29 protein-coding genes and 1 riboswitch are annotated in these 26,234 nt (G+C 64.1%); of the genes, 19 read left to right on the top strand and 10 right to left on the bottom strand.

Going from position 1 to position 26,234, the window contains the following annotated elements:
• Positions 1-19 precede the first annotated feature (19 nt).
• The 3 genes from minD (at position 20) to AC3G2C_RS13640 (ending at position 1,696) form a co-directional block, all read left to right on the top strand.
• A complete protein-coding gene (minD, locus tag AC3G2C_RS13630; RefSeq protein ID WP_488385160.1) occupies positions 20-835 on the top strand; it encodes a septum site-determining protein MinD in 816 nt (271 codons plus the stop codon).
• 5 nt (positions 836-840) lie between these two features.
• A complete protein-coding gene (minE, locus tag AC3G2C_RS13635) occupies positions 841-1,110 on the top strand; it encodes a cell division topological specificity factor MinE (RefSeq protein WP_488385161.1) in 270 nt (89 codons plus the stop codon).
• 70 nt (positions 1,111-1,180) lie between these two features.
• A complete protein-coding gene (locus AC3G2C_RS13640) occupies positions 1,181-1,696 on the top strand; it encodes a hypothetical protein (protein WP_488385162.1) in 516 nt (171 codons plus the stop codon).
• Positions 1,697-1,739: 43 nt separating this feature from the next.
• Here AC3G2C_RS13640 and AC3G2C_RS13645 read toward each other — a convergent pair whose 3' ends face one another.
• Complete coding sequence (locus AC3G2C_RS13645; protein ID WP_488385163.1) at positions 1,740-3,008, bottom strand: multidrug effflux MFS transporter; 1,269 nt, start codon at positions 3,006-3,008, stop codon at positions 1,740-1,742.
• A 175-nt stretch (positions 3,009-3,183) separates the two neighbouring features.
• Positions 3,184-3,281, top strand: a riboswitch (Fluoride riboswitch).
• Positions 3,282-3,349: 68 nt separating this feature from the next.
• Here AC3G2C_RS13645 and crcB point away from each other — a divergent pair.
• From crcB to AC3G2C_RS13700, 11 genes are all read left to right on the top strand, one after another.
• Positions 3,350-3,736 (top strand): fluoride efflux transporter CrcB, encoded by a 387-nt coding sequence (crcB, locus tag AC3G2C_RS13650; protein ID WP_488385164.1) that lies wholly within the window; start codon positions 3,350-3,352, stop codon positions 3,734-3,736.
• 8 nt (positions 3,737-3,744) lie between these two features.
• Positions 3,745-4,095 (top strand): DUF190 domain-containing protein, encoded by a 351-nt coding sequence (locus AC3G2C_RS13655; protein ID WP_488385165.1) that lies wholly within the window; start codon positions 3,745-3,747, stop codon positions 4,093-4,095.
• Between the two features lie 79 nt (positions 4,096-4,174).
• Positions 4,175-5,293, top strand: coding sequence for a cyclopropane fatty acyl phospholipid synthase (gene cfa, locus AC3G2C_RS13660; RefSeq protein ID WP_488385166.1), 1,119 nt, complete (start codon positions 4,175-4,177; stop codon positions 5,291-5,293).
• A 95-nt stretch (positions 5,294-5,388) separates the two neighbouring features.
• On the top strand, positions 5,389-6,264 hold the full coding sequence (locus tag AC3G2C_RS13665; protein WP_488385167.1) for a TraB/GumN family protein: 876 nt from the start codon (positions 5,389-5,391) through the stop codon (positions 6,262-6,264).
• Between the two features lie 105 nt (positions 6,265-6,369).
• Positions 6,370-8,607 (top strand): DNA topoisomerase IV subunit A, encoded by a 2,238-nt coding sequence (gene parC, locus AC3G2C_RS13670; RefSeq protein ID WP_488385168.1) that lies wholly within the window; start codon positions 6,370-6,372, stop codon positions 8,605-8,607.
• A 96-nt stretch (positions 8,608-8,703) separates the two neighbouring features.
• Positions 8,704-9,210, top strand: coding sequence for a hypothetical protein (locus AC3G2C_RS13675; protein ID WP_488385169.1), 507 nt, complete (start codon positions 8,704-8,706; stop codon positions 9,208-9,210).
• Positions 9,211-9,496: 286 nt separating this feature from the next.
• Positions 9,497-10,336, top strand: a complete 840-nt coding sequence (locus tag AC3G2C_RS13680; protein WP_488385170.1) for an alpha/beta hydrolase — start codon at positions 9,497-9,499, stop codon at positions 10,334-10,336.
• Between the two features lie 9 nt (positions 10,337-10,345).
• The gene (locus tag AC3G2C_RS13685) at positions 10,346-10,711 is read left to right on the top strand and encodes an EamA family transporter (RefSeq protein ID WP_488385171.1); all 366 of its coding nucleotides are present in this window, start codon (positions 10,346-10,348) and stop codon (positions 10,709-10,711) included.
• 10 nt (positions 10,712-10,721) lie between these two features.
• Positions 10,722-11,159 (top strand): DMT family transporter, encoded by a 438-nt coding sequence (locus AC3G2C_RS13690; RefSeq protein WP_488385172.1) that lies wholly within the window; start codon positions 10,722-10,724, stop codon positions 11,157-11,159.
• A 1-nt stretch (position 11,160) separates the two neighbouring features.
• A complete protein-coding gene (locus AC3G2C_RS13695; RefSeq protein ID WP_488385173.1) occupies positions 11,161-12,363 on the top strand; it encodes a DegT/DnrJ/EryC1/StrS family aminotransferase in 1,203 nt (400 codons plus the stop codon).
• Between the two features lie 130 nt (positions 12,364-12,493).
• Positions 12,494-13,054: a hypothetical protein gene (locus AC3G2C_RS13700; RefSeq protein WP_488385174.1), complete on the top strand. Its 561-nt coding sequence runs from the start codon at positions 12,494-12,496 to the stop codon at positions 13,052-13,054.
• Between the two features lie 14 nt (positions 13,055-13,068).
• Here AC3G2C_RS13700 and AC3G2C_RS13705 read toward each other — a convergent pair whose 3' ends face one another.
• The 3 genes from AC3G2C_RS13705 to AC3G2C_RS13715 form a co-directional block, all read right to left on the bottom strand.
• Positions 13,069-13,878, bottom strand: coding sequence for a CPBP family glutamic-type intramembrane protease (locus AC3G2C_RS13705; RefSeq protein ID WP_488385175.1), 810 nt, complete (start codon positions 13,876-13,878; stop codon positions 13,069-13,071).
• A 65-nt stretch (positions 13,879-13,943) separates the two neighbouring features.
• Entirely contained in the window at positions 13,944-14,819 is an 876-nt protein-coding gene (locus AC3G2C_RS13710; protein ID WP_488385176.1) for an arginase family protein, read from the bottom strand.
• Positions 14,806-15,864: a GNAT family N-acetyltransferase gene (locus tag AC3G2C_RS13715; protein WP_488385177.1), complete on the bottom strand. Its 1,059-nt coding sequence runs from the start codon at positions 15,862-15,864 to the stop codon at positions 14,806-14,808. Before AC3G2C_RS13715 ends, AC3G2C_RS13710 begins: the two co-directional genes overlap by 14 nt.
• Before the next feature lie 233 nt (positions 15,865-16,097).
• Between AC3G2C_RS13715 and AC3G2C_RS13720 the strand changes: the two genes are divergently transcribed.
• Both AC3G2C_RS13720 and AC3G2C_RS13725 read left to right on the top strand, forming a co-directional pair.
• Positions 16,098-16,349: an acyl carrier protein gene (locus AC3G2C_RS13720; RefSeq protein ID WP_488385178.1), complete on the top strand. Its 252-nt coding sequence runs from the start codon at positions 16,098-16,100 to the stop codon at positions 16,347-16,349.
• A 4-nt stretch (positions 16,350-16,353) separates the two neighbouring features.
• Positions 16,354-17,568 carry a beta-ketoacyl-[acyl-carrier-protein] synthase family protein gene (locus AC3G2C_RS13725; protein WP_488385179.1) on the top strand — a complete coding sequence of 405 codons (1,215 nt, stop codon included), beginning with the start codon at positions 16,354-16,356 and terminating at the stop codon, positions 17,566-17,568.
• A 150-nt stretch (positions 17,569-17,718) separates the two neighbouring features.
• On the opposite strand, the gene AC3G2C_RS13730 is transcribed toward AC3G2C_RS13725, so the two are convergent.
• Both AC3G2C_RS13730 and AC3G2C_RS13735 read right to left on the bottom strand, forming a co-directional pair.
• Positions 17,719-18,120: an NUDIX hydrolase gene (locus tag AC3G2C_RS13730; protein WP_488385180.1), complete on the bottom strand. Its 402-nt coding sequence runs from the start codon at positions 18,118-18,120 to the stop codon at positions 17,719-17,721.
• The gene (locus tag AC3G2C_RS13735; protein ID WP_488385181.1) at positions 18,117-18,605 is read right to left on the bottom strand and encodes an NUDIX hydrolase; all 489 of its coding nucleotides are present in this window, start codon (positions 18,603-18,605) and stop codon (positions 18,117-18,119) included. Before AC3G2C_RS13735 ends, AC3G2C_RS13730 begins: the two co-directional genes overlap by 4 nt.
• Positions 18,606-18,691: 86 nt before the next feature.
• Between AC3G2C_RS13735 and AC3G2C_RS13740 the strand changes: the two genes are divergently transcribed.
• From AC3G2C_RS13740 to AC3G2C_RS13750, 3 genes are all read left to right on the top strand, one after another.
• Positions 18,692-19,498 (top strand): phosphodiester glycosidase family protein, encoded by an 807-nt coding sequence (locus tag AC3G2C_RS13740; RefSeq protein ID WP_488385182.1) that lies wholly within the window; start codon positions 18,692-18,694, stop codon positions 19,496-19,498.
• A 64-nt stretch (positions 19,499-19,562) separates the two neighbouring features.
• A complete protein-coding gene (locus AC3G2C_RS13745) occupies positions 19,563-21,983 on the top strand; it encodes a penicillin acylase family protein (protein WP_488385183.1) in 2,421 nt (806 codons plus the stop codon).
• Positions 21,984-22,122: 139 nt separating this feature from the next.
• Entirely contained in the window at positions 22,123-23,094 is a 972-nt protein-coding gene (locus AC3G2C_RS13750; RefSeq protein WP_488385184.1) for an alpha/beta hydrolase, read from the top strand.
• Between the two features lie 294 nt (positions 23,095-23,388).
• Here AC3G2C_RS13750 and AC3G2C_RS13755 read toward each other — a convergent pair whose 3' ends face one another.
• The 4 genes from AC3G2C_RS13755 to AC3G2C_RS13770 all read right to left on the bottom strand — a co-directional run bounded on the left by AC3G2C_RS13755 (position 23,389) and on the right by AC3G2C_RS13770 (position 26,089).
• Positions 23,389-23,688 (bottom strand): hypothetical protein, encoded by a 300-nt coding sequence (locus AC3G2C_RS13755; protein WP_488385185.1) that lies wholly within the window; start codon positions 23,686-23,688, stop codon positions 23,389-23,391.
• A 456-nt stretch (positions 23,689-24,144) separates the two neighbouring features.
• Positions 24,145-24,405: a hypothetical protein gene (locus AC3G2C_RS13760; protein ID WP_488385186.1), complete on the bottom strand. Its 261-nt coding sequence runs from the start codon at positions 24,403-24,405 to the stop codon at positions 24,145-24,147.
• Positions 24,406-24,591: 186 nt separating this feature from the next.
• The gene (locus AC3G2C_RS13765) at positions 24,592-25,281 is read right to left on the bottom strand and encodes a hypothetical protein (protein WP_488385187.1); all 690 of its coding nucleotides are present in this window, start codon (positions 25,279-25,281) and stop codon (positions 24,592-24,594) included.
• Between the two features lie 340 nt (positions 25,282-25,621).
• Complete coding sequence (locus AC3G2C_RS13770; protein WP_488385188.1) at positions 25,622-26,089, bottom strand: hypothetical protein; 468 nt, start codon at positions 26,087-26,089, stop codon at positions 25,622-25,624.
• Positions 26,090-26,234: the final 145 nt, after the last annotated feature.

The following is a 26,234-nucleotide window of genomic DNA, read 5'->3' on the forward strand; positions in this document are numbered from 1 at the left end:
AATCATGCGGAGATGAGCCTTGACTGCTGAGATTATCGTTGTCACTTCGGGCAAGGGCGGCGTCGGCAAGACCACTACCAGCGCATCGCTGGCCACCGGACTGGCAATCGCCGGCAAGAAAGTCGCAGTGATCGACTTCGACGTCGGCCTGCGCAACCTCGATCTGATCATGGGCTGCGAGCGACGCGTGGTGTACGACTTCGTCAATGTCGTGCACGGCGAAGCCACGCTCAAGCAGGCGCTGATCAAAGACAAGCGCTACGAGAACCTCTACGTGCTCGCCGCCAGCCAGACGCGCGACAAAGACGCGCTGAACCAGGAAGGCGTGGAGAAAGTGCTCGACGAACTGGGCAAGGAGGGTTTCGACTTCGTCATTTGCGACTCCCCGGCTGGCATCGAAAAGGGCGCGCACCTGGCCATGTACTTTGCCGATCACGCCGTCGTGGTGGTGAACCCCGAGGTGTCCTCGGTGCGTGACTCCGACCGCATCCTCGGCCTGCTCGCCAGCAAAACGCGCCGCGCCGAACTCGGCAACGGCGCCATCAAGCAGCATCTGCTGCTCACTCGCTACAACCCGGCGCGCGTGGCCGTGGGCGAAATGCTCAGCGTCAAGGACGTCGAAGAAATCCTCGGCATCAACGTCGTGGGCGTCATCCCGGAATCGGAAAACGTGCTGGCGGCGTCCAACGCCGGCGTACCGGTGATCCTGGACGAGAACTCCTTTGCCGGCCAGGCGTACAGCGATACCGTGGCCCGCATTCTCGGCGAGGAGCGCGCCCTGCGCTTCCTCGACGCGCCCAAGAAGGGCTTCTTCCAGCGCGTGTTCGGAGGCTGATCGCGATGGGTATTCTTGATTTCCTGAAGCGCAAGCCGGAACCGACCGCGTCCGTCGCCAAGGAGCGTCTTCGCATCATTGTGGCCCAGGAGCGCTCCACCCGCGGCGCCCCCGACTACCTGCCGTTGCTGCGCAACGAGCTGCTCGAAGTGATCAAGAAATACGTCCACGTCGACCTCGAAGCCATCAACATCAACGTCGAGCGCGACAGCGGACACGAAATCCTCGAGCTTTCGGTAGCGCTGCCCGACCACGCCGAGGCCAAGCCCGGCTGACGTGGTGGCACGGCTCGCCCGTGCCACCCACCATCCGGTCGCCGCCACGCGGCGGCGACCATTCTTGCCTATGCCGTACGACACCACGCCCACACCCGACGAAGCCAGCGTCATGCGCTTGGCCGCACTGGGTTTTGACGCCCCCGCCGCCCTGCTCGCCCGCTACGGCCTGCAACTGGAGCGCGTGGAGTCCGGGCAAGCCATCCCCGGCAGCTACTGGGGCGACAGTGAGGCGGGCATTATCGGCACCACCGTGTATGCGCGCGACGACACCCCGGTGCACTCCCTGCTGCACGAGGCCGGTCACCTGATCGTGCTGCCGCCCGAGCGGCGCGCCGAGGTGCACACGGACGCCACCGATTCCATCGATGAAGAAGACGCCACCTGCTACCTGCAGATCGTGCTGGCGGACGCTTTGCCTGGCGTGGGGCGTGCCCGCCTGCAATCGGATATGGACGCCTGGGGCTATTCGTTTCGACTGGGCTCGGCCCGCGCGTGGTTCGAGCAAGATGCAGCGAACGCGCGTGAGTGGCTGCAACAGCACGGACTACTGGACGCACAGGGCTTGCCGCGGTTTCCTCACTGAGGGCACCCGAGGCATCGCGTCGACGCCCCGACCAACCACACCGTCAGCGCCGCTCGGCGATCTCCTCCTGCACCACGGTATCCGCCACATCATCCCCCGGCAGCGTCGCCGGCGGTCGACGCAGCAGGCGTCGATACCACTGCCAGGACAAGCAGCCGATCACCGTCAACACGGTCGCGCCCAGCGCCAGGTAGAGCATGTGGCCCGACAACAACGGCGACATCACGCCCGCCACGAACGCACATAGCAACAGGCTGGAGAACGCCTGCACCGAGGAGGCGCCGCCACGACGGTGCGGAAAGCGATCGAGCAGCAAGAGCGTCAACGTGGGGAACGCCAACTGCACGCCAATGCCATGCAGCACCAGCGGCAACATCGACCACGGCAGCACCGGTTCGCGCGTCACCAACGCCATCAACAAGTGCAGTGCGCAGGCCAGCAACATGGAGGCATAGCCAGCATTCACGGTGAACGCCACGCTGCGGCGGTTCGCCATGCGGCCGGAGAACCACGCGCCCACCAAGAGACCGAGCACCACCGGCAAGAACAACCAGGGAAAGCCCTGCGCAGACAAATGCAGCAGGTCGCGAACAATGTGCGGCGCCGACGAGATGTAGAGGAACAGGCCGGCGAAATTCACCGAACAGGAAATCAGCAGCGGCCAGAACAGGCGATCCTGCCCAAAGCTCACGTAACCGCGCACCAGGTTACCGGGATGAAACGGCACTCGCGACGCCGGTGGATGGGTTTCGTCGAGAAACAGCATCAAGGCCAGCGCCAGCAGCAGCGTAAAGCCCATCAGCACCCAGAAAATGCCATGCCAGCCGTTGAGAAACAGCAGTTGCGCACCGACGATGGGCGCGATCACCGGCGCCACGCTGAAGATCATCATCACGCGTGACATCAGCTGCTGGGCCGCTGCACCCTCCAGGCTATCGCGCACGATGGCACGCCCCACCACCAGGCCGGCGCCAGCACACACGCCTTGCAGCGCGCGGCAAGCCAGCAGCATGGGGTAGGACGTGGATAGCGCCGCGCCAGCGGATGCCAGCGCATACACCAGGATGCCCGCCACGATCACCGGCTTGCGGCCGATGGCATCGGAAATGGCACCATGGAACAGGCTCATCGCCGCATAGGTGATCAGGTACATGCTGATCATCTGCTGCAACTGGGTGCTGTCCACGCCAAAGCGCTCGCCGATCAACGGAAACGCCGGAAACACCGCATCAATGGAGAACGGGCCGATCATGGACAGGCCCGCGAGCAGCCACGGCAGGCTGCGCCGGACGGGGCGCGGGGATGGGCTCATGGCGAAAACACGGCGGCGAGGAACGCCAAGTATAGCGGCGCCCTCGGCCCACCCGAGCCATGACGATTGACCAATCATCGGCTAGCATGGCTTTTGTAGGGATTTGGGAATGGGGAGTCGCAAAGGCTCGGCGCTCAGGCGCGGCAGCGCTTTCCACTTCACTGCTCCCTGATTCATGCATTCAGGAGATGGCATGCCTCCTGTTCTCGTCGTCTCGTGCACGCACGCGGCGGCTGGACAAACCACCTTCGGGTTGATGATGCCTGCACCACCGGAGCTTCCGGGGCGCAGGCGCGTGCCTGTTTCCAGGAAGTCGAGCGACTTTTGAGGAGACCAACAACGTGGGCTTTACCGGATTTGTTGCCGTTGGCGTAGGAGGCGCGCTGGGCTGCTGGCTTCGCTGGACGCTTGGCGTGCTGTTCAACCCGCTGTTTCCCACCGTGCCCATGGGCACGCTGGCCGCTAACCTGCTCGGCGGCTTGCTGATGGGCGTGGTACTGGGCGTGTTCGACCACTTCCAGACATTGCCACCCGAATTGCGTCTGTTCGCGGCCACGGGTTTCCTGGGTGGCCTCACCACCTTTTCCACCTTTTCCGCGGAATCGACCACCCTGCTGCTGCGCCAGCAATACCTGTGGTTCGGCGGCCACCTGGCCATGCATCTGGTGGGTTCGATCGCCATGACCGTTTCTGGCATTGCCCTCACCCGTGCCGTACTGCGCAGCTAGGAGTGCCCATGAATATCCCCAACGCTCAACAGGGTGTGCACTTGGCCTTCTACTGCCACACCCGCGCCCGTCACGACGGCATGCTGGCCTACGAATGGCTGCTGGAGCTGGCCAAGCGGCAAGGTATTGCCGGCGGCTCGGCGTTTCGCGCCATCTGCGGCTATGGTCGCCACGGTGTGCTGCGCGAGGAACAGTTCTTCGAGTTGGCGGACGACCTGGCTGTGAAAGTGGAGTTTCTGCTATCCGAAGCACACGCGCAGACGCTGCTGGAGGCCGTGCGCGCCAGCGGCATCGACGCGGTGTATGCAATCGCTCCCGCAAGCTTCGGCGTTCTGGGCAAGCCCGTCTCCGCGCCTTAGGATGCGGCGGGAGGCTTTGCGCCCCACGCGGATACCCGTGTGGGCCGCCCGTTTTATGGCTACATGAAACGAGGAATGCATGAGTCAGGATTCGCTCAAGGGTCGCGCCACCACCCTGCTCGAACACGCCGGCATCCAGCTCGACGGCCCCGCCCCTACCGACATGCAGGTGCATGACGAGCGCCTGTATGCGCGGGTCTTCGCCCACGGCTCCCTGGGCCTGGGCGAAAGCTACATGGACGGCTGGTGGGATACCCAAGACCTCGCCGGCATGTTCACCCTGCTGCTGCGCTCGCGTCTGGATGAAGAGCTGAAGACGCTCGACACCCTGCTCGCCCATCTCAAGGCACGCTTCATCAACCTGCAGCGTGGCGAGAACGCTTTCGAGATCGGCAAGGCCCACTACGACCTGGGCAACGACTTGTTCCAGGCCATGCTGGGCAAGCGGCTGGTGTACTCGTGCGGTTACTGGGCCCATGCCGACAACCTCGACGACGCGCAGGTCGCCAAGCTCGATCTGATTTGCCGCAAGCTGCAACTCAAACCCGGCCAGCGCGTGCTGGATATCGGTTGCGGCTGGGGCGAGGCACTCAAGTACGCCGCCGAAACCTACGGCGTGGAAGGCGTGGGCGTGACGGTGTCGCAAGAGCAGGCCGAGTTTGCACGCGCGCTGTGCCATGGCCTTCCGGTGGATATCCGCTTGCAGGACTATCGCGAACTCAATGAACCGTTCGACGCGATTTTCTCCATCGGCATGTTCGAGCACGTGGGCGCGCTCAACTACCGGACGTACTTCGAGGTGGTGCGTCGCTGCCTGCACGAGGACGGCCTGTTCCTGCTGCACAGCATCGGCAGCAACGGTGCCCCGAGTCGGCCCGATCCATGGATCGAGAAGTACATCTTTCCCAACTCCATGATTCCATCCGCCGCCCAGGTCACGCTCGCCCTGCAGGACCTGTTCGTGGTGGAGGACTGGCACAACTTCGGCACCGACTACGACCGCACCCTCACCGCCTGGCGCGCCAATGTCGATGCTGCCTGGCCCCAATTGCGCGAGCGCTACGACGACCGCTTCCGCCGCATGTGGCATTTCTACCTGGGGGTGTCGGCCGCGGTGTTTCGCAGTCGGCGCGACCAGCTATGGCAACTCACGCTCAGCCCGCGGGGCGTGCCCGGCGGCTTGCGTGTGGCGCGCTAACACCCATGCGGGCTGCGCAGCGATGTACGATGCGCCGATCATGACGGGTGAATGACACCCGCGCCGCCGCCAGCCCTCCCGCATCAGGAGTCGTAGTGAAACTGTTTTCCCGCCTTGGCGCCGCCCTCGCCTTGAACCTGCTGCTGGTCACGGCCGCGCTGGCGCAGCCCGCCCTGTGGGTCGCCCGCCACGGGGATGCCACTGTGTACCTGTTCGGCACCGTGCACCTGCTACCGTCCGACGCCAACTGGAACTCCCCCGAACTGGACAAGGCACTGGACGAAAGCAGCCGACTCAGCATCGAGATCGTCGATGACGACAGCGCCGCCATGCAGGGCCTGGTGATGCAGTTCGGGCTGGACCTGGGCCACCCGCTGTCGAGCAAGCTGGACGCCGCTGATCAGCACCGCCTGCAACAGGCCGCCGACACCGCCAAGCTCCCCGGCGGCGCCAATGCCTTGCAGCCGATGCGCCCCTGGCTGGCCGCGCTCACCCTGACCATGGCGCCGCTGGTGCAAGCCGGCATGGACCCGAATCTGGGCGTGGACAAGCAACTCAAAGCCCGCATGCAGCGCGCCGGCAAGCCGGTGGAAGGCCTGGAAACCGCCGAGCAGCAGATCCGCATGCTGGCCGACCTGCCCGAAGCCATGCAGTTGGATTTCCTGCGCCAGTCGTTCAAGGAAGTGGCCGATGGCCCCGCCAAGTTGCGCGGGCTGGTCGACGCCTGGCGCGATGGCAACGTAGCCGCCATCTCTCACCTGGAAGACGAAGAACTACGCAAGGAGAGCCCGCTGCTTTATCAACGCCTGATCGTGAAACGCAACCAGGCCTGGGCCAAGGTCATCGCCGAGCAGCTCCAGCAGCCGGGCGTGAGCTTCGTAGCCGTGGGCGCCGGCCACCTCGCCGGGCCGGATAGCCTGCAGGAGCAACTGCGCAAGCTGGGCGTCGAAACCACCCGCGTGAACCACTGACGCGCGACCACGCCCACGGCGCTGCCCCTCGCCCCAACTCCCCCGTTTCTGGCACCATCCCCCGGTTAAGCGCGCCCCTTGCGCGCAGTCCATCGACGCAACCCCATGAATCTGCAAGCTAATTTCGAACAGATCCCGCTCAAGGAGTATGCCGAGCGGGCCTACCTCGATTATTCGATGTACGTGGTGCTCGACCGCGCCCTGCCCTTTGTGGGCGATGGCCTCAAGCCGGTTCAGCGACGCATCGTGTACGCCATGAGCGAGCTGGGCCTGGCCGCATCGTCCAAGCCCAAGAAATCCGCGCGCACCATCGGCGACGTGATCGGCAAGTTCCATCCGCACGGCGATACCTCGTGCTACGAGGCGATGGTGCTGATGGCCCAGCCGTTCTCGTACCGCTACCCGCTGGTGGATGGCCAGGGCAACTTCGGCTCGCCCGACGACCCCAAGAGCTTCGCCGCGATGCGCTACACCGAGTCGCGCCTGAGCCCCATCGCCGAGGCGTTGCTGGGCGAGCTGGGCCAGGGCACGGTCGACTGGGTACCCAACTTCGACGGCACGCTGGAAGAACCCAGCTGGCTGCCCGCGCGCGTACCTCACGTGCTGCTCAACGGCTCCATGGGCATCGCGGTGGGCATGGCCACCGACATTCCCCCGCACAACCTGCGCGAAGTGGTGAGCGCGTGCATCCGCCTGCTGGATGACCCGGACGCCACCGTGGCCGACCTGTGCGAACACATCCAGGGCCCGGATTACCCCACCGAAGCGGAAATCATCACGCCGCGCAGCGAACTGCTGACCATGTACCAGAACGGCACCGGCTCCGTGCGAGCCCGCGCCGTGTACCACATGGACGAAGGCAACATCGTGATCACCGCGCTGCCGCACCAGGTGAGCCCGTCCAAGATCCTCGAGCAGATCGCCGCGCAGATGCGCGCCAAGAAACTGCCGATGGTCGAAGACCTGCGCGACGAGTCCGATCACGAAAACCCGATCCGCCTGGTAGTCGTGCCGCGCTCCAACCGCGTGGACGCCACCGAGGTGATGCAGCACCTGTTCGCCACCACGGACCTGGAAAAGAGCTTCCGCATCAACCTCAACATGATCGGCCTGGACGGCCGCCCGCAGGTGAAGGATCTCAAGCGCATCCTCACCGAGTGGCTGCAGTTCCGCACCGATACGGTTACGCGCCGCCTCAGCCATCGCCTGGCCAAGGTCGAGCGCCGCCTGCACCTGTTGGAAGGCCTGCGCATCGCCTACCTCAACCTGGATGAAGTGATCCACATCATCCGCACCGAGGAAGAACCCAAGTCGGTGCTGATGGCGCGCTTTGGCCTCAGCGAGGAACAGACCGACTACATCCTCGAAACCCGGCTGCGCCAGTTGGCCCGCCTGGAAGAGATGAAGATCAACGGCGAGCGCGACCAGCTCGAAGAAGAGCGCGCGCGCATCAACGTGCTGCTCAAGTCGCCGGCCAAGCTCAAGGGCCTGATCAAGGACGAACTTCGCGCCGACGCCACCAAGTACGGCGACGAGCGCCGCTCGCCGCTGGTAAAGCGCGAAGCCGCCCAGGCACTGGACGAAAGCGCCCTGGTCGCCAGCGAACCGGTAACCGTGGTGCTCAGCGAAAAGGGCTGGATTCGCGCGGCCAAGGGCCACGAAGTAGACGCCGAAGGCCTCAACTATCGCGAAGGCGATCGCCTGCTCGCGGCCGTGAAGGCGCGCAGCACCCAGCAGATCGCCATCATCGACTCCACCGGACGCAGCTATTCCACGCCGGCCCACACGCTGCCCTCCGCGCGCGGCAATGGCGACCCGCTCACCGGACGCTTCAGCCCGCCGTCGGGCGCCAGCTTCGACGCGCTGGTGGCTGGCGACAACGACACCCGCATCATCCTGGCGACCGATCACGGCTACGGCTTCGTGACCCGCTTCGAGGCGCTCACCGGGCGTAACAAGGCCGGCAAGCAGATCCTCACCATCGGCGATGGCGCCAAGGTGCTGGCCCCGCAGGTAAGCGCCGACCCGGCCCGCGACCGCATCGTGGTGGTCACCTCCGAAGGTCATCTGCTGATGTTCTCGGTGGCCGAGCTGCCCGAACTGGACAAGGGCAAGGGCAACAAGCTCATCGACGTGCCCAAGGCCAAGCTGGCGGCAGGCATCAAGGTGGTCGGTGTTGCCGTGGTGGCCGAGGGCAAGGGCGAAGTCACGCTCTACGCCGGCCAGCGCAAGCTCACGCTGAAATGGTCCAACCTGGTCGAGTACGGCGGCAACCGCGCCACCCGCGGCGGTCTGCTGCCGCAGGGACTGCGTCGCGTCGAGCGTATCGAAACCACCGGCTGAGGCGGGAACTAAGCCGCCCGGCGGGCCCTCCAAAGGGGACGTGTGCACACCGGCGACGGTGATGCGTTATCAGCAGCACGTCCCCGGAGTTTTCTCATGAAGATCGTCCGCCCCACCGTTTTTCTCGCCCTCGCCCTGGTGGCGACGGGCGCCATCGCGCAAAACGCTGGGCAGCCGTTGAATCTCAGGCTGCCTGCCGGCGTCGCGCCGGCCCCTGGCAGCTCCGCTGCCGCACCTGCGAACACCGCCGATACCGCCACCAAGCCCGCCGATTCCAAGGCCACGCCTTCCACGGCCAGCGCCACCGGCAATACCACCAGCTACAGCAAAGACCCGCCGGGCACCTATTACGGCGACACCACCGGATCGACGGAGCACGACCAAGCCTTAGCCGGTCGCCAAGCCGTGGCGTGCGATGACGCCACGTATAACCAGCCCCAAGTGCATGGCAGCGTGGGCATGGGCGTGATGGCGGGCAACCACGTCAGCGGCAGCTACACAGGCGGTGCAGTCACCATGAGCCAGGCCTTCGGCAGCTGCGAGCATCCCACCGGCGGCATGAGCATCTCGGTCAGCGGCACCCAGAGTCATTTCGGCCACTGAGTCCAGATCGCTCATGGGGGCGGCCCCAAGGGATCGCCATCGCTGCCGGCTGATGCGGTGGCCGCTCGGGGCAGACGAGGGCGAAAGCCTTAGCGCCCGCCAAGCTCCTCAAGCGCCCTCGGCGGCGCGAACTTCTTCGAACAGGCGACTAACGCGCCGATTGCCTTGCGCAGGGTCGAAAGTTCTTGGAAAGGCTCAGCCGCCAGACTGGCGGCATGGTCAACTGTCCTCATTCCCTGCGCCAGCCGCGCTGCGCCGTATCCCCCCGCTGCATCGGAGCCTCCCTGTGATCCAGAACGTCGAGTTTCGCCTCGAGGGCGGTCGCAGCGGTGTGCTGCTTATTCACGGCCTTACCGGCACGCCCACCGAGATGCGCCTGTTGGGCAAGGGCCTGAACCGCGCCGGCTATAGCGTCTACGGCATGCAGTTGGCCGGTCACTGCGGCGACGTGGATGATCTTCTCAAGACCGGTTGGCGCGATTGGTACGCCAGCGTGGAAGGCGCCGCCGAGCAGTTCCGCCACGAAGTGGACCACCTGTTCGTGGCGGGCCTCTCCATGGGCGCCGTGCTGGCACTCAAGCTGGCGGCCGAGCGACCGGAGTGGGTCAAGGGCGTGGGCGTCTACGGCGCCACCTTCCGCTATGACGGCTGGGCCATTCCGTGGTTCGGCAAGTTCTCTTTCCTGCTGCCGCTGCTGCACAAGCTGGGCATCGGCAAGCACCGCATGGTGCACGAGGGCGAGCCATACGGCATTCGCGACGAGCGTCTGCGCGCGCAGATCAGCGGCGCCATGCTGAGCGGCGACAGCGCCGCGGCCGGCCTGCCCGGCAACCCGTGGCCCTCGCTGGCGGAGATGTACAACATGGCCGCCGTGGTAAAGCGCGACCTGCCCAAGGTGACCGCGCCCTGCCTGATCGCGCACGCCACCGAAGACGACATCGCCAGCATCGAGAACGCTTACCTGGTGCAACGCGGTGTATCCGGCCCGGTGGAAACGCTGTGGCTGGAAGACAGCTACCACATGATCACGGTGGATCGTGAACGCCGCTTGCTCACCGATCGCTCGGCCGAGTTTTTCCGGCAGATCGCCGCCACCTACGAACCCGCCGCGCGTGCCGCAGCCTGAGGTCGCCGCGTGACTCCGTTGGTTGTTGCGCTGTGGCTGCTTAACGTCACCCTCGATACGGTCGGCCAGTTGTCCTTCAAGGCGGCGGCCGGCGACCCGGAAGCCGGCGACGGCGTGGCGCGCTGGAAGTACATGTTCGCCCGCCCATGGATCTGGGTAGGCGTGCTTTCGTACGTGGCCGAGTTCCTGGTGTGGATCGCCTTCCTCTCGCTGGTGGACCTGTCCGAAGGCGTGTTGCTGGGCTCGATCAATATCGTGGTGGTGATGATCGCCGGCCGCATCCTTTTCCGCGAACGGCTCACGCCCTTGCGTATCACCGGCATGCTGCTGGTTACCGCGGGCGTCGCCATCGTCGGCGCGGCGGGCGCAGGCTGAAGGAACACCTATGAAGCACGCTCGTTTCTACGCCATTGGCTTCACCATCCTGGTGCTGTTCGACACCCTGGTGCAGCTGAGCTTCAAATACGCTGGCGACCACGCTTTTCCGCCCGAGGCCAACTGGGCCTGGGTCGTGCGCGTGTTCGGCCACCCATGGATCTACATCGCGGTCATTGGTTACGTCGGCAATTTCTTCACCTGGATGACCTTGCTCAAGCACGCACCGATCGGCCCCGCCTTCGCGGTGACGCATCTTGAGGTGGTGAGCGTGATGCTGTTCTCCGTGTGGCTGTTCAACGAACCGCTCACCTGGTCGCGCGTGATCGGCGCGCTGGTGATTGTCGCCGGCATCATCTGCCTTGCCTTCGCCGAAACCGGCGCGCATCCGGAGAACGACGCGCCCACCGAAGCGAAGGGTGCGCTGGGCGTCACTGCGGGCGACTGACATGGCTCGCGAGCTGCCGCCCACTGCCGGTCTGCCGCTTCGCCTCACCGACCTGCGGCCCGGCCGTGCGCCCTTTGCGGCGCAGGTAGCCGCCTGGCTTGGCGTAGAGCAACTGCAACTGGAATGCTCCGGCACCGCCGCGATGGTGGTGGCCCTGCGTGCCATGCACACGCTGCGGCCGCAGCGCGACGAAGTGATCGTGCCCGCGTGGACCTGCCCGCTGGTCGCGCTCGCCATCCATCGCGCCGGGCTCAAGCTGCGCCTGTGCGATCTGGCGCCCAATCATTTCGATCTCGATCACCAACAGCTTGCCGCGCTCGCTGGCGAACGCACCCTGGCCATCGTGCCCACGCACTTGGCGGGCCGCGTGGCCGATGTGGCGACGGCGCTCGATATCGCCCGCCGCGCGGGTGCCTACGTGCTGGAAGATGCCGCCCAGGCGCTCGGCGCGCAGCAGGATGGCCGCAGCGTGGGCCTGATGGGCGATGCGGGCTTTTTCAGCCTCGCCGTGGGCAAGGGCCTCACCCTGTTCGAAGGTGGCTTGCTGCTGACGCGCGATGCCACCCTGCGCGACGCGTTCGCCACCAGCCACCGCGACACCATCCATCGTGACCGCGGCATGGACTGGCAACGCGCACTCGAGCTGATCGGCTACGCGCTGGTGTATCGCCCTTCGCTGCTCACGTTGGCCTACGGACGCCCGCTGCGCAAAGCGCTGGCGGAGAACGACCCGGTCGCCGCCGTCGGCGACGATTTCGGCCCCGACATTCCGCTGCATACCGTGAGCGATTGGCGCCAAGCCGTGGGCGCACGCGCGCTGCAACGCCTGCCCGCGTTCCTCGACGTCACCCGCGCGCAAGCGCTGCGGCATGTGGCGCGACTGCGCGAGCTGCCCGGCGTAACCGTGTTCGATGACGCCCCCGGCCAGCAAGGCGTGTGGCCTTTCCTGCTGCTTACCCTGCCGAACGAGGCTGCGCGCGATGCCGCGTTGAAGTCGCTATGGACAGCGGGCCTTGGCGTCAGCCGCCTGTTCATCCACGCCCTGCCCGACTACGGCTACTTGCGCGATATCGTCAACGACACGCCGCTGCCGCGTGCCCGCGATTTCGCCGCGCGCTCGCTCACCATCACCAATAGTCCGTGGCTCGACGAGGCGAGCTTCGACTCCATCGTCGAAGCACTGCGACGCGTACTGGCGCACTGATCGCTGGGCACCATCGCCTTGGCACTATCGGAGTAATCTGGCCGCTTCGGCCATCCCGTATCGGCATACTCCGCGCGCACCTCGCCAAGCTTCTTGCTCCTACTCATTCGCGTTTTCGGGAAACGCCACCATGACCGCCGATCTGACGATTTACCCCACGCTTCCTCTTGTGGAAGAGATTCTGGAAACGTGGCGAGAGCGGATCGGCCCTGACTACACGGGATACAAGCATCACGTGTACCGCATGCTGCACTGCTGCTTTGCCTTGCATGCCTGCAGCGATCAAGATCGCACCAAGCTCATCATCGCTGCCTGTCATCACGACATCGGCCTGTGGTCGGACCATACCGTCGACTATCTCCCACCCTCCATTCGCGAAGCGGTCAGCTACCTGAAAGCTCACCAGCTCGACGTATGGGAACAAGAGATCACCCTGCTCATCGATCTGCACCACAAGGTCCGCGCCATTCGCGGCGAGCAGGCCGCGCGCTACCCGCTGCTAGAAGTATTCCGTCGCGCCGACCTGGCCGACTTCTCGCTGGGCCTGTGCCGGGGCGGCGTGCCCCGCGCCTTTATGCAACAACTCAAACGACAGTTTCCGAATGCGGGTTTCCACAAGATGCTGATGAAGGCCGCGGGTGGATGGTTTGCCCGACACCCGTTCTCACCGCCACCCTTCATGAAGTGGTAGCCGCGCAGGCCTGACTACACGTGCTCGGTGGCTTTGGGTGTCGACAGAAACAGCAGCGCCCCCACCGCGAGGCCCAGGCAAGGCCCGACCAACGACAAGCCTTGCCCCCGCGGCACCGTGATGCCCAGCATCGTTGCCGCATTACCAGCGGCGTGCATGAACACACACAACGCAATGCTGCGCGTGCGGCTGTACAGCCACCCCAGCAACAACGCGTTACCGATCACGCCCACCAGGAACGGCGCAAATGCCGCGTGGTACTGCGCCACGCCCGGCAGAGCGAACAGCGGCAGGTGCCATAGCGCCCACAGCGGGCCAATCAACAAGGCCGCCCGACCTGGCCCCATCGCATCCTCCCACTCCTCCTGCAGGATGCCGCGCCAACCGAACTCCTCCAGCCCACCGCCAACAATGGTCATGGCGAACAAGGGCAGAAACCAGTACCAGCGCTTGAACGCCACCAGGGTCGACACCGCCGGGCGCAACGCCACGGCAATACCCACGGCCATCAACCCCAACGCCACCGGCAGGCCCAGCGCCACCACATACCAGCGTAGTGGCACGCGCCAGCGCAACACCCGTGCATTGAACTCGCGCAAGGGGGCCTCTGCCGGCGTCATACGCACCGCCAAATAGGCCGCCAAGGTTGGCCCTAGACCACCCACCACGTACAACGCCATGAAGAGTGGTTCGCCGTAGAACGTGGCATGCCCAAGGGTAAGAGGGACGAGAGCGCCCCAAGCGCACCATGTAATGACGAAGGCCGCCAGCAGAAACCACAAGGCGCGTGCGCTGACATGCATACGTTCGGCGAAGCGGGTCATGTCACCTCCGGCCCGGGCCAGCGAGCGCTAACCCTCGATCAGGCGTAAATGTTCAAGGCACCTGCTTACACGCTGCTTTCCGCGATGGCGGCCAACAGTTGGGTATTGAACGCACGCTGCTGCGCCTGCCAGGCATCCAGCTCGCTCTGCAGTACCGGCTCCTGCCCATCCATGCCGCTGAGCATGCGTTTCCACCAGGTGCGGTAAGCATAAGCAGACACCTCGCCGTTGATGTCGCTGGCGATGATGCGGCCGCGCAGGGCTTCGATGATGGCCATGGCGTGCGATGCCTCCAGGCGACCCTGGTCCCAATTGGTGCGGGCGGTTTCGACGCTGAAGGCATCCTTGTCGATCGACAGATAGGTCGGCTGCGGCGCCTGGCGAAGTTGACGCACAAAGGCGCAGGTGAGCGACTCCGGATCATCGAAGCGGCGAAACGCATCCGCGATACCCAGCCGCGCCGCCCAGTCCACGTTCACGTCCATGCACCAGTAGGTGAGCTTGCCGGCCTGCAACGGGCGCAGGTAGTTCTCCCACGCATGTTTGGCACCGATGTCGCCCGAGGTAATACCCACTACGTGCACATGCGTGACATACGGCAGCATCGCCACCCGGCGTACCCACGACCCGCAATGGATGCCCCACGGGAAACGCATGTTGTCCGGATGGTTGTCGAACACCACCAGTTGGAACGGCCCGCGCGCGCGCTGGCGCTCCACCAGTGGCCAGGTGAGGTGGTGATAGTCGCCCGAGCCCATCAGCACCGTGCCGTACTGAGCCGGCATACGTTCATCCAGGTAGGTACGCAGGCGATTGAACGTGCGCAGCGTGCAGCCGAAGCGGATCGCCTCCTGCCAATCGCCCAACGGCAGTGTGGTGGCGCCGGGAATCTCGCCCACCGAACCATCGAAATCCAGGATGAAAGGATCACGCCTTGTCATGGTTGGCCCATTTGCTGTCGCTCTCGAAAAACTTGCCCAGGCGGCGCGCCAGCATGCGCAGCAGCGGGTTGCGCAGGTAAATGGCGTGCCGTGTGAGCGTGAACTGGGCGCCCAGGTAGGACTTGATCTCGGGGTCCGTCCAGCCCGCCACGTAATGGGTCAGCCCTTGCTCGCGAGCATAGGCCAGGTTGTGGAACCAGCTGGTGAAGTACAGGTTCTGTTCGCGTGCCTGCGGATAGGCAAAACCCACGTACTTGTCGATCAACTTGCCATCCACCACAAAACACAGGTTCCAGCCGATCATGGCGCCTTCGTGGCGATAGACGAAGGCCACGCCGCCGTGGCTACCGTCGCGCAGCACCGCCGCGAAAAAGTCGCGACTGAGCTTGTCGAAATGGATCTCGCTTTGCGCGTAGACGTTCTCGTAGAGCGCGTAATACGCATCCACCACGGCATCGTCGTTGAACATGGCGTGGCCGCAGGGCACCACCTCCACCGCCACGTCGTCGCGCTTGCGCAGCTTGCGGCGGATGTCTTTGCGGCGACCGGAGGAAAGGCGTGCAAGGTATTCCTCCTCGCTGGCAAAGTCGATCGGCACATAAGCCAGCGCCTGGCCCTCCAGCAGCACGAAGCCCTGCGCGGCGCAGGCATCGGCGAATTGCTTGCACCACGCGCCACTGGCGGCATCGAACAAGGGCGAGGCTTGGGGAATGTCCTTGATGATCATCAGGCGGGTGCGGCGACCCAGCGCATCGCGCAGCGCTCCAGCCAAGGCGGCCGGCTGCGCATTGCGTGGAAACAGCGCGTACTCGGACACCGTGGTACCCACGAACGTGGTACGCCAGCGCAGCAAACGCCCCCACCAGCCGTAACCGGGGGCCTGTGTCACCTTCTGACGCACATCCGCGTCGGCGGTGGTAAGCAGATCGAACGGCGCCACGAAGGCCGGCGTGCCCGCCGCCTCCGTCACGCTGAAACCGATCGGTGGATGCTCGGCGAACTGGGCGATCAGCGCATCAGGCTCGAGCTGGTTGAGGTACCGCACGCGGCATTTCCATGAGACACAAGGCCATAGGATACGACCGACAGCCCCCAACCCGCACGGTCAGGCGAGGCTCATGCGCCCATAAGGTTCGCGAAAGGCACGCCGGGGAGGATCGAACCCGCCCTCCCGAAGGCGTCGCATTCTGGACATTGCCTTGTGGGTTCGTCAGTCTTGGGCGATGGCATCGTCACGATGCCTACGACCCCGGCGCCATGGAATCCAGGAACTCAGACATGAGCACAGTGCAGCAGGAAACCTTCGACATCATCGCCAAACAGGCCAAGATCGAGCTGGACACGATCAAGCCGGAGTCGACCCTGAAAGATCTCGGCATCGCCTCGCTGGATGCCATCGAGGTGATCTTCGACATCGAGGAGCACTTCAACATCAACCTGCCCAACGAGGATACCGACCTGGAGAACGGCACGGTCGGCCAGTTGGTGCAAGCCATCGAGCGTCAGCTCGCCCAGAAGCCGGCCGAGTAACTCCATGCGCCGCATCGTGATCACCGGCATGGGCGCGATCTGCGCGCTCGGCCACGACGCACCCTCGGTATGGAAAGCCATGACCGAGGGGCGCTCCGGCATCGGCCCCATCCACCACATTCTGCCCGGCCAACTGCGCAACGGCGGTATCGCGGCGGAAGTGACCGATTACGACCCTGCCAACTTCTTCGACGACGCGCGCCGCACCCTGCTGGACCCCTTCAGCGAATACGCGCTGATCGCCGCGCGCGAAGCCATCACCCAATCGGGCATTTCGTTCGAGGGTGAAGCCAGCTCACGTACCGCCGTGGTCATCGGCACGGGCGCGGGCGGCGAGACCACCCGCGATGACCTGTACGAGCGCCTCTACGGCGAGCATCAGGGCCGGTTCCACCCGCTGGGCATCGTGCGCATGATGATGAACGCGCCGGCCAGCCAGGTGAGCATGGTGCACGGCATCACGGGCCCCTCCTTCGTGGTGGCCAGCGCTTGTGCCTCTTCCAATCACGCCTTTGCCCAGGCCGCCATGATGATCCGCTCGGGTCTGGTGGATGCCGCGGTGGTCGGTGGCACCGAAGCCTGCATTACCTTGGGCACACTGCGCGCCTGGGAGGCCATGCGCGTGCTGGCACCGGACACCTGCCGCCCCTTCAGCCAGGGCCGTCGTGGACTGGTGCTGGGTGAAGGCGCCGCCATGTACGTGATCGAGACGCTGGAGTCGGCGCAGAAGCGCGGCGCGGAAATCCTCTGCGAACTGGCTGGCACCGGCATGAGCGCGGATGCAGGCGACATCGCCGCGCCGTCGGACATCGGCGCTGCCGCGGCCATGAACGCCGCCCTGCGCGATAGCGGCATGGCCCCGGGCGAAGTGGACTACATCAACGCCCACGGTACCGGCACGGTGGCTAACGACAGCACGGAAACGCGCGCCATCCACCGCGTGTTCGGCGCGCATGCGCGCGAGCTGGTGGTGACCTCCACCAAACCCATGCATGGCCACGCCCTGGGCGCCGGCGGTGCGCTGGAGCTGGTGGCGGCCATTGGCGCCATCCACGATGGCATCGTGCCGCCCACGCTGAACTACCTCGGCCCCGATCCCGCCTGCGATCTCGATTACGCCCCGAACGAGGCGCGCGAGATGAAGGTAAACGCCGCCATCAGCAACTCGTTTGCCTTCGGCGGCTTGAACGCCGTCATCGCCATTCGTCGATACGGCTAACGATGGCTTGAACAGGCTCGGCATCCGCGCGAACGCGGGGATGCCGAGCCTTTGCGCCGAAGCCGTTTCCGCCCTTCTTCTCGGGGGAGTGACGCGCAAAGCAAGGTGCCGGGTGATCCGCCCCGCCACCGCGCGACAACGCGCAGGGGATCAACGCAGGCGGGGCAGAATCTGCTCCTGGCTTAAGCGCGCGATCGGTAGATCCTCCGAGGCGTGAGGGTCGATCCAGCGCACCGATTCAATCTCCGCCAGCGGCTCGAACGGGCCATCGGCCATAACCTCGTAAACCTCGGCCTCCACCTCGCAGCCCGGCTCGTTCGCTGCCGGTGCGCGAAAGCGCCCCAGCCAGCGCGCGCCTTCGCGCCGCATGTGGCAACCCAGTTCCTCGTGCAACTCGCGCGCGAGCGTATGCAGATCATCACTATCTTCCGCATCGCGCTTTCCGCCGGGCTGCTGCCAAACCTGAGCACCGCGCTTGCGCACCATCAACACGCGCCCCTGCGTATCGCGGATCACCGCCGCCACAATACGGATCAGCCGTGGCGCGCTCACAGGCGCGAGTACGCCCAGGACTGCATGCGCCCGTCCTTGTACGGCATCACGCCGTGGAACGGGCGCGGGTCATCGTCGAACACCAGCGGCAGAAAGTGGCGGTCCCCCTCCCACATGGGCAGCTCCATTAGCCGATCTCGGGACACCCACTCCAGCGTGCCCTCGGGGTTGGCGGTAAGCGGCGTGCCGCTGTAGCGCTCGATCACAAAGATAAAGCCGAGCCAGTCCTCGCCATGTTTGCCAAAACCCGGCCAATTGAGCGTACCGCGCAACGCCATGGACTCGCAGGTAATGCCCGCCTCTTCCAGGATCTCCCGTCGCATGCAGGCAGCGATGTCCTCGCCCGGCTCCATCTTGCCGCCCAGGCCGTTGTACTTGCCCAGGTGCAGGTCGTCCAAGCGGGCATTGCGATGGATCATCAGCACGCGCTGGCGATCGGGCGAAAGCACATAGCCAAGCGTGGCGACGATAGGGGTGTAGGGCATGATCGGCGGCACCGGGGAAAACCCAAGTGTAAAACATGAGCTTTGTGGGCTTGCGCCCATCGCACCGGGCCGGCGACCATCTGGGTATGGCTACCCGTTTGCCGCCCGGCCAACTGTTCTGGCTCCTCCTCGCGCCGCTCCTGTTACTGGGCGGTGTCACCGGCTGTTCGCGCCAAGCCAAGGCGGTGGACGGCAGCGAGCGCGTGTTCGAAGGCCAGAATTTCCGCGTGGTGAGCATCGACCTCAAGCGCGAGTCGCTCAGCCTGCATTGGAAAGACCCAGAAAGCGGCCAACCCTTCGGCACCATCAACGCGCTGCGCCAATGGGGCATGACCCACAACCGGCGCATGCTGTTCGCCGCCAATGCAGGCATCTACGATCGCCAGTACGCGCCGCTGGGCCTGCACGTGGAAAACGGCAAGACGGTGGTGCCGCTCAACCTCGCCCATGGCAATCCAGCCTCCGGCAATTTTTCGCTGCTGCCCAACGGCGTATTCGCCATCTACCCCGATGGGCACGCCGCCGTGCAGACCAGCGCTGCTTTCAAAGCCGCGGGCAAGGCGGCGCAATGGGCCACCCAGTCGGGCCCCATGCTGGTGATCGACGGCAAACTCAACGACCAGTTCATCGACGACTCCAACAGCCTCAAATGGCGTAGCGGCGTTTGCGCCAAAACGCCGCACCAGGTGGTGTTCGCGGTAAGCGAGGCGCCGGTGAACTTTCACACGTTTGCGCGTTTGTTCAAGGAAGAACTCGGCTGTCGCGACGCGCTCTACCTGGACGGCACCATTTCGCAGTTCTACGTGGATGGCGAAGGCTACGCCGGCGCGCCCACGTTCATGGTCAAGCCCTATGCCGGCATTTTCGCGGTGTTTACCCAGCCCACGCTCTAAGTCCGGCCAATACGCCGGCCTTGGTCCCTCTTACTGACCAACCACGGATCGAGCAGCACGCGCCATGACTTCACCACGACGTTTCCGCTGGCTTCGCTACCTCCTGGGCACCTTGCTCGTGCTCGTGCTGGGCCTGTTCGCCACGGGCTGGTTCCTGCTGGCTGGCAGCCGCGCCCGCCTGGACGGCGAAGTGCGCGCGGCCGATCTAAAGAACCCGGTATCCGTGACGCGCGACGCGCTTGGCACCGTGACACTGGAAGGCAAGAGCCGCGATGACATCAGCTACGCGCTCGGCTACGTGCACGCGCAGGAGCGCTTCTTCGCGATGGATCTCATGCGCCGCCTGCCGGCCGGCGAGCTATCCGAGCTGGTCGGCGCCAAGGCGCTCGATACCGACCTCAACCATCGCCGCCAGCGCCTGCGCAGCGTCGCCGAGGCCGCCTATGCCGCGCTCTCGCCCGAGCAGAAGCACACGCTGGATCTGTACGCGGCGGGCGTTAACGCCGGCCTCAACGACCTGCACGTCAAGCCCTGGGAATACCTGCTGCTGAATGCCAAGCCGCAGGCCTGGCGCCCGGAAGATACCTTCCTGGTGATCGCCGCGATGTACCTGGACCTCAACGGCGATGGCCGCAATGAACGCGAGCTGCATCTCGCCGAACTGCGCTCCGTGCTGCCGGGCGCCGTGGCGGATTTCCTGCTGTCGCCCGACCCGGATTGGGAGGCGCCCCTCAAGGGCGACCTCTCGCGCCCGCCCGTCGTGCCCACGGCAGATGTATTCAACCTGCGCCAGGCGCAACCCACCACCCACGCCGACAACAGCGCCGTCACCGCCGCCCTGCTGCCGGCGCTGGACGCTGCCCGCCCCGGCAGCAACAACTTCGCCGTGGCGGGCAGCCTCACCGAAAGCGGCGCCGCCATCCTCGCTAACGACATGCACCTGACGTTGCGTGTGCCCAACATCTGGTTCCGCGCCCGCCTGCGCTACCCCGACGCGAGTGCGCCCAACGGCCAGCGCGACGCCAACGGCGTCACCCTGCCCGGCACACCCGCACTCGTGGTCGGCTCCAACGGCCAGGTGGCCTGGGGCTTCACCAACAGCTACGGCGACTGGCTTGACTGGGTGCGCGTGCAGCGCGACCCCAACGATGCATCGCGCTACAAGGTGCCCGAAGGCTGGGCCCAGATCGAAACGCACAACGAAGAGATTCGCATCAAGGACGCCCCCAGCCACACGCTGAAAGTGGAAAGCACCCGCTGGGGCCCCGTGATGGCCAAGGACACCGACGGCACCGACCTGGCGCTGGCGTGGATCGGCAACCGCCCGCGCGGCTACAACCTGGGCGTGATGCAGCTTGAACACGCCGACAGTGCGCACCACGCACTGGACCTTGCGCCCGACATGGGCATGCCGCCGCAGAACCTGCTGGCCGTAGACAGCGCCGGCCACATCGGCTGGACCGTCACAGGCAACAGCATCCCCCTGCGCAAGGGCTTCGACCCGCAATTGCCGGCCGATTGGTCCAAACCCGACACCGGCTGGGTGGGCTGGGCCACCCCAGAGCAACGCCCGCGCGTAGAAGACCCCGAAGACGGCCGCCTGTGGACCGCCAACAACCGCACCGTGGATGGTGCCGACCTGGACCTGCTCGGCAACGGCGGCCACGACCTGGGCGCCCGCGCGCAACAGATTCGCGATGACCTGCGTGCGCGCAGCAGCTTCGCCCCCGGCAACCTGCTCGATGTGCAGCTGGACAATCGCGCCGTACTGCTCACCCGCTGGCAGCGCTTGCTGCAAGACACGCTGGCCGGCACCAGCGACCCCGAACTGGAACAGTTGCGCCAACTGACCGCCAACTGGAGCGGGCGTGCCGCGCCGGAGAGCGTGGACTACCGTCTGGTGCGCGAATTCCGCGACAAGGTGAAGCAAGCGGTGCTCGCCCCCTTCGTGGCGCAAGTGCAAGCCAAGCATGCCGACTTCAAGTGGCCTGGCCTTGTCGATGCCGAAGGCGCCGTGTGGGCCATGCTGCGCGATCGCCCCATGAATCTGCTCGACCCCAAATACGACAATTGGAACGCACTGCTCACCAACGCCGCGCATGAAGTCGTGGACGATTTGAGCAAGCAACCCGGTGGCCTCGCCGCGCGCAACTGGGGCGAATACAACCGTACCGATATCCAGAGCCCGCTCGCCCGTGCGCTACCATCATTCATCGGCAAATGGCTCAACATGCCCGACGAACCCGTGGCAGGCGACCACAACATGCCACGCGTGGTATCACCCGGCTTTGGCGCCTCCGAACGCCTGGACGTCATGCCCGGCCACGAAGCGCAAAGCATCCTGCACATGCCCGGCGGCCAGAGCGACCACCCGCTGTCGCCCTACCACGGTGCCGGCCAGGAAGACTGGGTCAACGGCCGCCCCACTCCCCTGCTGCCCGGGCCCGAACAGCACACGCTGACGCTGTTGCCCAAGGCGTCCTGAGACCAACAAGGCGGTGCGCGCGACACGGCGCGCACCGCCTTGATCCATCATCTGCCCGGCCGCCATTCGCCCCAAAAAGCCGATCACCCGCGCCCAAGCTCTCGCGATCCAGACACGGATCAAACGACGAGGGAGAGTCATGAGCGCACATCGCTGGCCACAAACTCTTTGGTGCGCACTGATCGCGCTCGCCCTCGTCGGCGTCGCGGCGTGGACCATGGAAGGCTTACTGCTCCGCCCCAGGCGCGCCGTCGTTCCACCGCCCAATGACCTGGTACTGGAAGATGTCACGCTCTCCAGCGCCGCTCACGTATCTCTGAAAGGGTGGTTTCTGGCGGGCACGCCGGGGCGCGGCGCCGTCGTGCTTTTGCATGGCGTACGAAGCAACCGCCTGGCGATGCTGCCTCGCGCGCGCTGGTTGCACAGCCTTGGTTACGCAGTGTTGCTGATCGACTTTCGAGCCTCCGGCGAGAGCGAAGGCGATCAGATCACGCTCGGTGATTTGGAGTCATTCGATGCCCGCGCCGCAGTGGACTACCTGCGCGCCCGATTGCCGCGCGAACGCATCGGCGTCATCGGCACATCGATGGGCGGGGCAGCCAGCCTTCTCGCTGAGCCGCCCCTCCCGGTCCAGGCGCTGGTGCTTGAGCAGGTTTATCCAAATATCGACCTCGCCGTGCAGGACCGCCTTCAACTGCACCTGGGTGGCGCGACATGGCTGACGCCGCTGCTGCTGACGTCCATGGCGTGGCGAACCGGCATCGAGCCCGCAAGGCTTCGCCCCATGGACCACATCGCGGGCATCACCGCGCCCAAGCTGCTCGTGGTGGGCAGCGCAGACCAACACACACCCTTGAGCGAATCCCTGGCCATGTATCGACACGCCGCGCCACCCAAAGAGCTATGGGTGATCAATGGCGCCCAACACGTGGACCTGTACCGCTTCGACCCATCCAACTATCGTGCACGCGTGGGTGCCTTCCTGGAAAAACACCTGACCAGCGCCCCGTTCGACGCTCAATCAAGCAAAGCCATTCAACCCCTGCGCTCACACCAGGACAGGGGCGCGTTGGCGCTGCGCGATTGCGGACATTTGGGAAGTGCACCCTGACCCGGTTTTGATTGACCCGGTTTTGATTCGATGCCCGTGCCGCAGTGGACTACCTGCGCGCCCGATTGCCGAGCGAACGCATCATTACGCTGCCAGCATTTGTCGAAGGACGAAAGGAAGCGCCAGCAGTGAATCACCAACCCATCATCCGCGCCGCACCATGCCGGGCATCGTCATTGAAAGAGGCGTGCGATAGAAGCTCTCGTACAGCGAACGGTGAGGCGCCGACGCCTGGATCGATGCATAAACAAATATGACCTCGGCCGCACGCCGACCGAGGTCATATTGTTTAAGTCACCTTTCAATAAATGAAATCAAAAAGGATGCAATAAACGCTAGAACCGCAAGCCCACTAATAGTGAAGGCAACTAAGTTGGAGCGTACCGTCCTATTCTTCCAAAACGCCCAGGACAAGTAGGCAGCAATAAGAGTAAGTCCGACAAACACGCTGAATGGCATCGCATCATGGGCTGACCAGTGGGCGTGAGGGTCACCATTCATGATAGCGCTCAGTGTTAGCAGCGAGATCAGAAGCAAGGCAGCGGATACCACCAAATTAACAACAGATCGCGCGAATACCTGCATGGAACTCATAAGGACTCCTTGGACCTCAATACCGCGAAAAGCCGAGGATCACTCCCTTGACTTGACTCGGACAAACTACTGCGCCGCGACAGTGCAAGTCGTGGTTTGTGCGTCCGGCGGACCCGTGCGCACACACGCGACAACCCAAGTGCCACCGTCCCACCGATCAAAGCAGCACCCCGACGAAACCGATGAGGCGGCGCCTCTGCGATCGATGCATTGCCCGGCAAACCGGGGATCGATCCTGCTACACCACTAAGCCAGGCTGGCCGCCGAAATTACGGCACTTCCGGCCTTCCTTTCGTAGCCCAATGATTTGATTTCGAAGTAGCGCCAAAACCCGTCCTCCGCCGAAACAACGCCAAAGTGTTGCACTGGCCCATTGAGACCACAGTCGAAAGCAGACATTTTGAAAGTGCACTCTGACCCCGGTTTTTGTTTTGGGTCGGCAGCGGACATTGGGCATTATCGCGATCCAGGCTTACCGGCCTTGACCAATAGAACAATCGCTACGCCAAAATTTATAACCATGGCCCCCGCGAGCCAGGGCAGGCACGGAAGCAAATAGTTCTGCATGTCCGCCATACCCTGATGATACGAATGGGAACATGCCGCCGGAACACCCTGAGCCGGCACGTCAGCAAAAGTCACCAGAAAGCGGCTACCACCGGCAAACAGGGCAACCAGGTTCAGCACAACCAAAACTGACAGCGTGAATTTCTTCATTCCCTTCTCACTTTTGGCTAGGTCCGCTTCGGGTCGGGAGCGGACCTAAACAATCTCATGCATAACCTGCAACGCATATGGATCGATAGCGAACACTCACTGCATGGCAACCTCCCTGAGCAACGGCAAGCCGATGAAGCCTTATGGGAATGCCCCTCTCCACCGCGGTGCCGTGCTTGCAGTTCATCATTTGACGACGGCAATGGAAGTGCACGATAGCTTCTTGATCTCCCCGCTCTTCGTCATCAAGTAGCAGTCCTTTGCCTCAATCAACTCTCTAGCCTCATTCCTTTCAAAGCGCCCATTGAACACCTTGAACACGAGGTCTCCCGACAACGTGCGGAGCACTTCGTCAGGCGCTCCTTGGAGCGGCCGAAACGGCTTCACCGCTGGAGTGGATCCGGGAGGAGCGGTGACAAGGTAAGTTCCACCCACGTTGCTCCGCATATGCGACAGGCCCGTGAAAACGACCACGCCAAATGGCATCTGGAAGATGCCATGCACGTTTCTCTTCATGAGTAAATGAGTAGAACCTTGCTGGTCGCGGAACATCAACTCGCCACCAAATTCGCCGCGATCGTCGCCCATCAATTGACCGCCGAAGGCGTCCAATCGATAGGACGGAATCACATCTATCACGTTGACCACCGGCCCGTTCTCGCCGACGCCATTCATTTGTGCCTGATAACCAAATGACGAAGTTCGATCCTCAACGTGGGACATGGCGGCCGCAGTCGCACGCTGCGCATCCGCGAGTCGCACCTCGACTTTTTCCTCTTGACCGTGGCATGCGACGAGAGCGAGCGCGAGCAATGGCAGCACGCGTCGAACAACCCGATAGGGCAACGGACGCAGTCGCGCCTCCTTTTTAACCATTAACCTCTCCCCTGAGGACGTCAGTTCACCGCGGGCGGTAATGTCCGCTTTGGGTTGCCGTTTCAACCGGTCAACGCTACACTTTGATCAAATCGCAATTCATCGGTATTTCAAAGGTCTAGCCTTCTTTATCTGCCCGCCAAACGATCTTGTTCGTCCATTACGTTGGCTTTTCCTGGAATCAAGGCACTTCCAGCGTTGTGGCCGCCGGGCAGCGTGATTGGGTTCCAGGGCTTGTGGTAGCTGGCGTTCCGCCGGCCCGGTATTGGGGTGTTGCGTTGACCGATTGAGCCCGCAGTCGGAGGCGGACATAGTATGAACCTATACCCTACTCAAGGATCTACCGGTCTCGCTGTAGAAATCTCGAGTAAGGAGTGTCCCAAGGAATCCCCGCAAGGAAGGAGAACACGCCTCCCACGGCGATGCCGAGCAACATGCAGAACACCAAGGCGGCCAGCGTTCCCAGGAGGCCTCCTCCGGGCAAAAGGAACAGCGGCAAAGAGAAAACTGACGCAGATACCACACCACCAAGGGCACACATTCCTAAGCCGGTAACCCTGTTTCGCCTGCGTCTGGACAGAAAGATCGGACAGCCCAGGCACCATGTCCCCACCACGGCAATGCCAAGCACGAACAGATGCATCGGCCACAGATCGCTTAACCGAATCCAGCGCGCCAACTCAGCCGCGTCGCCACTCAGATTCCAGTACAGCGACGCAGCAATGAACGTGAATAGTGGTGCCGCAAGTGGAGCAATGAGTCCAGCGACAAACACTCTCGAAAAGCCTGATTTGTTGTCGCTATCCATGCCCCTCCTTGGTAGATGCTTTGACAATGTCCGCTCTGGGTTGCGACTTCAGCCGGTCAAAGCAACACACTATAGACGCGCAAGCGGAAGGAGTGTTGCATGGCACCCAGACTTCGGCGTCACATCACCGATAGCGAGAAGACCC

It is taken from the genome of Frateuria sp. sgz306004 (assembly GCF_057750885.1).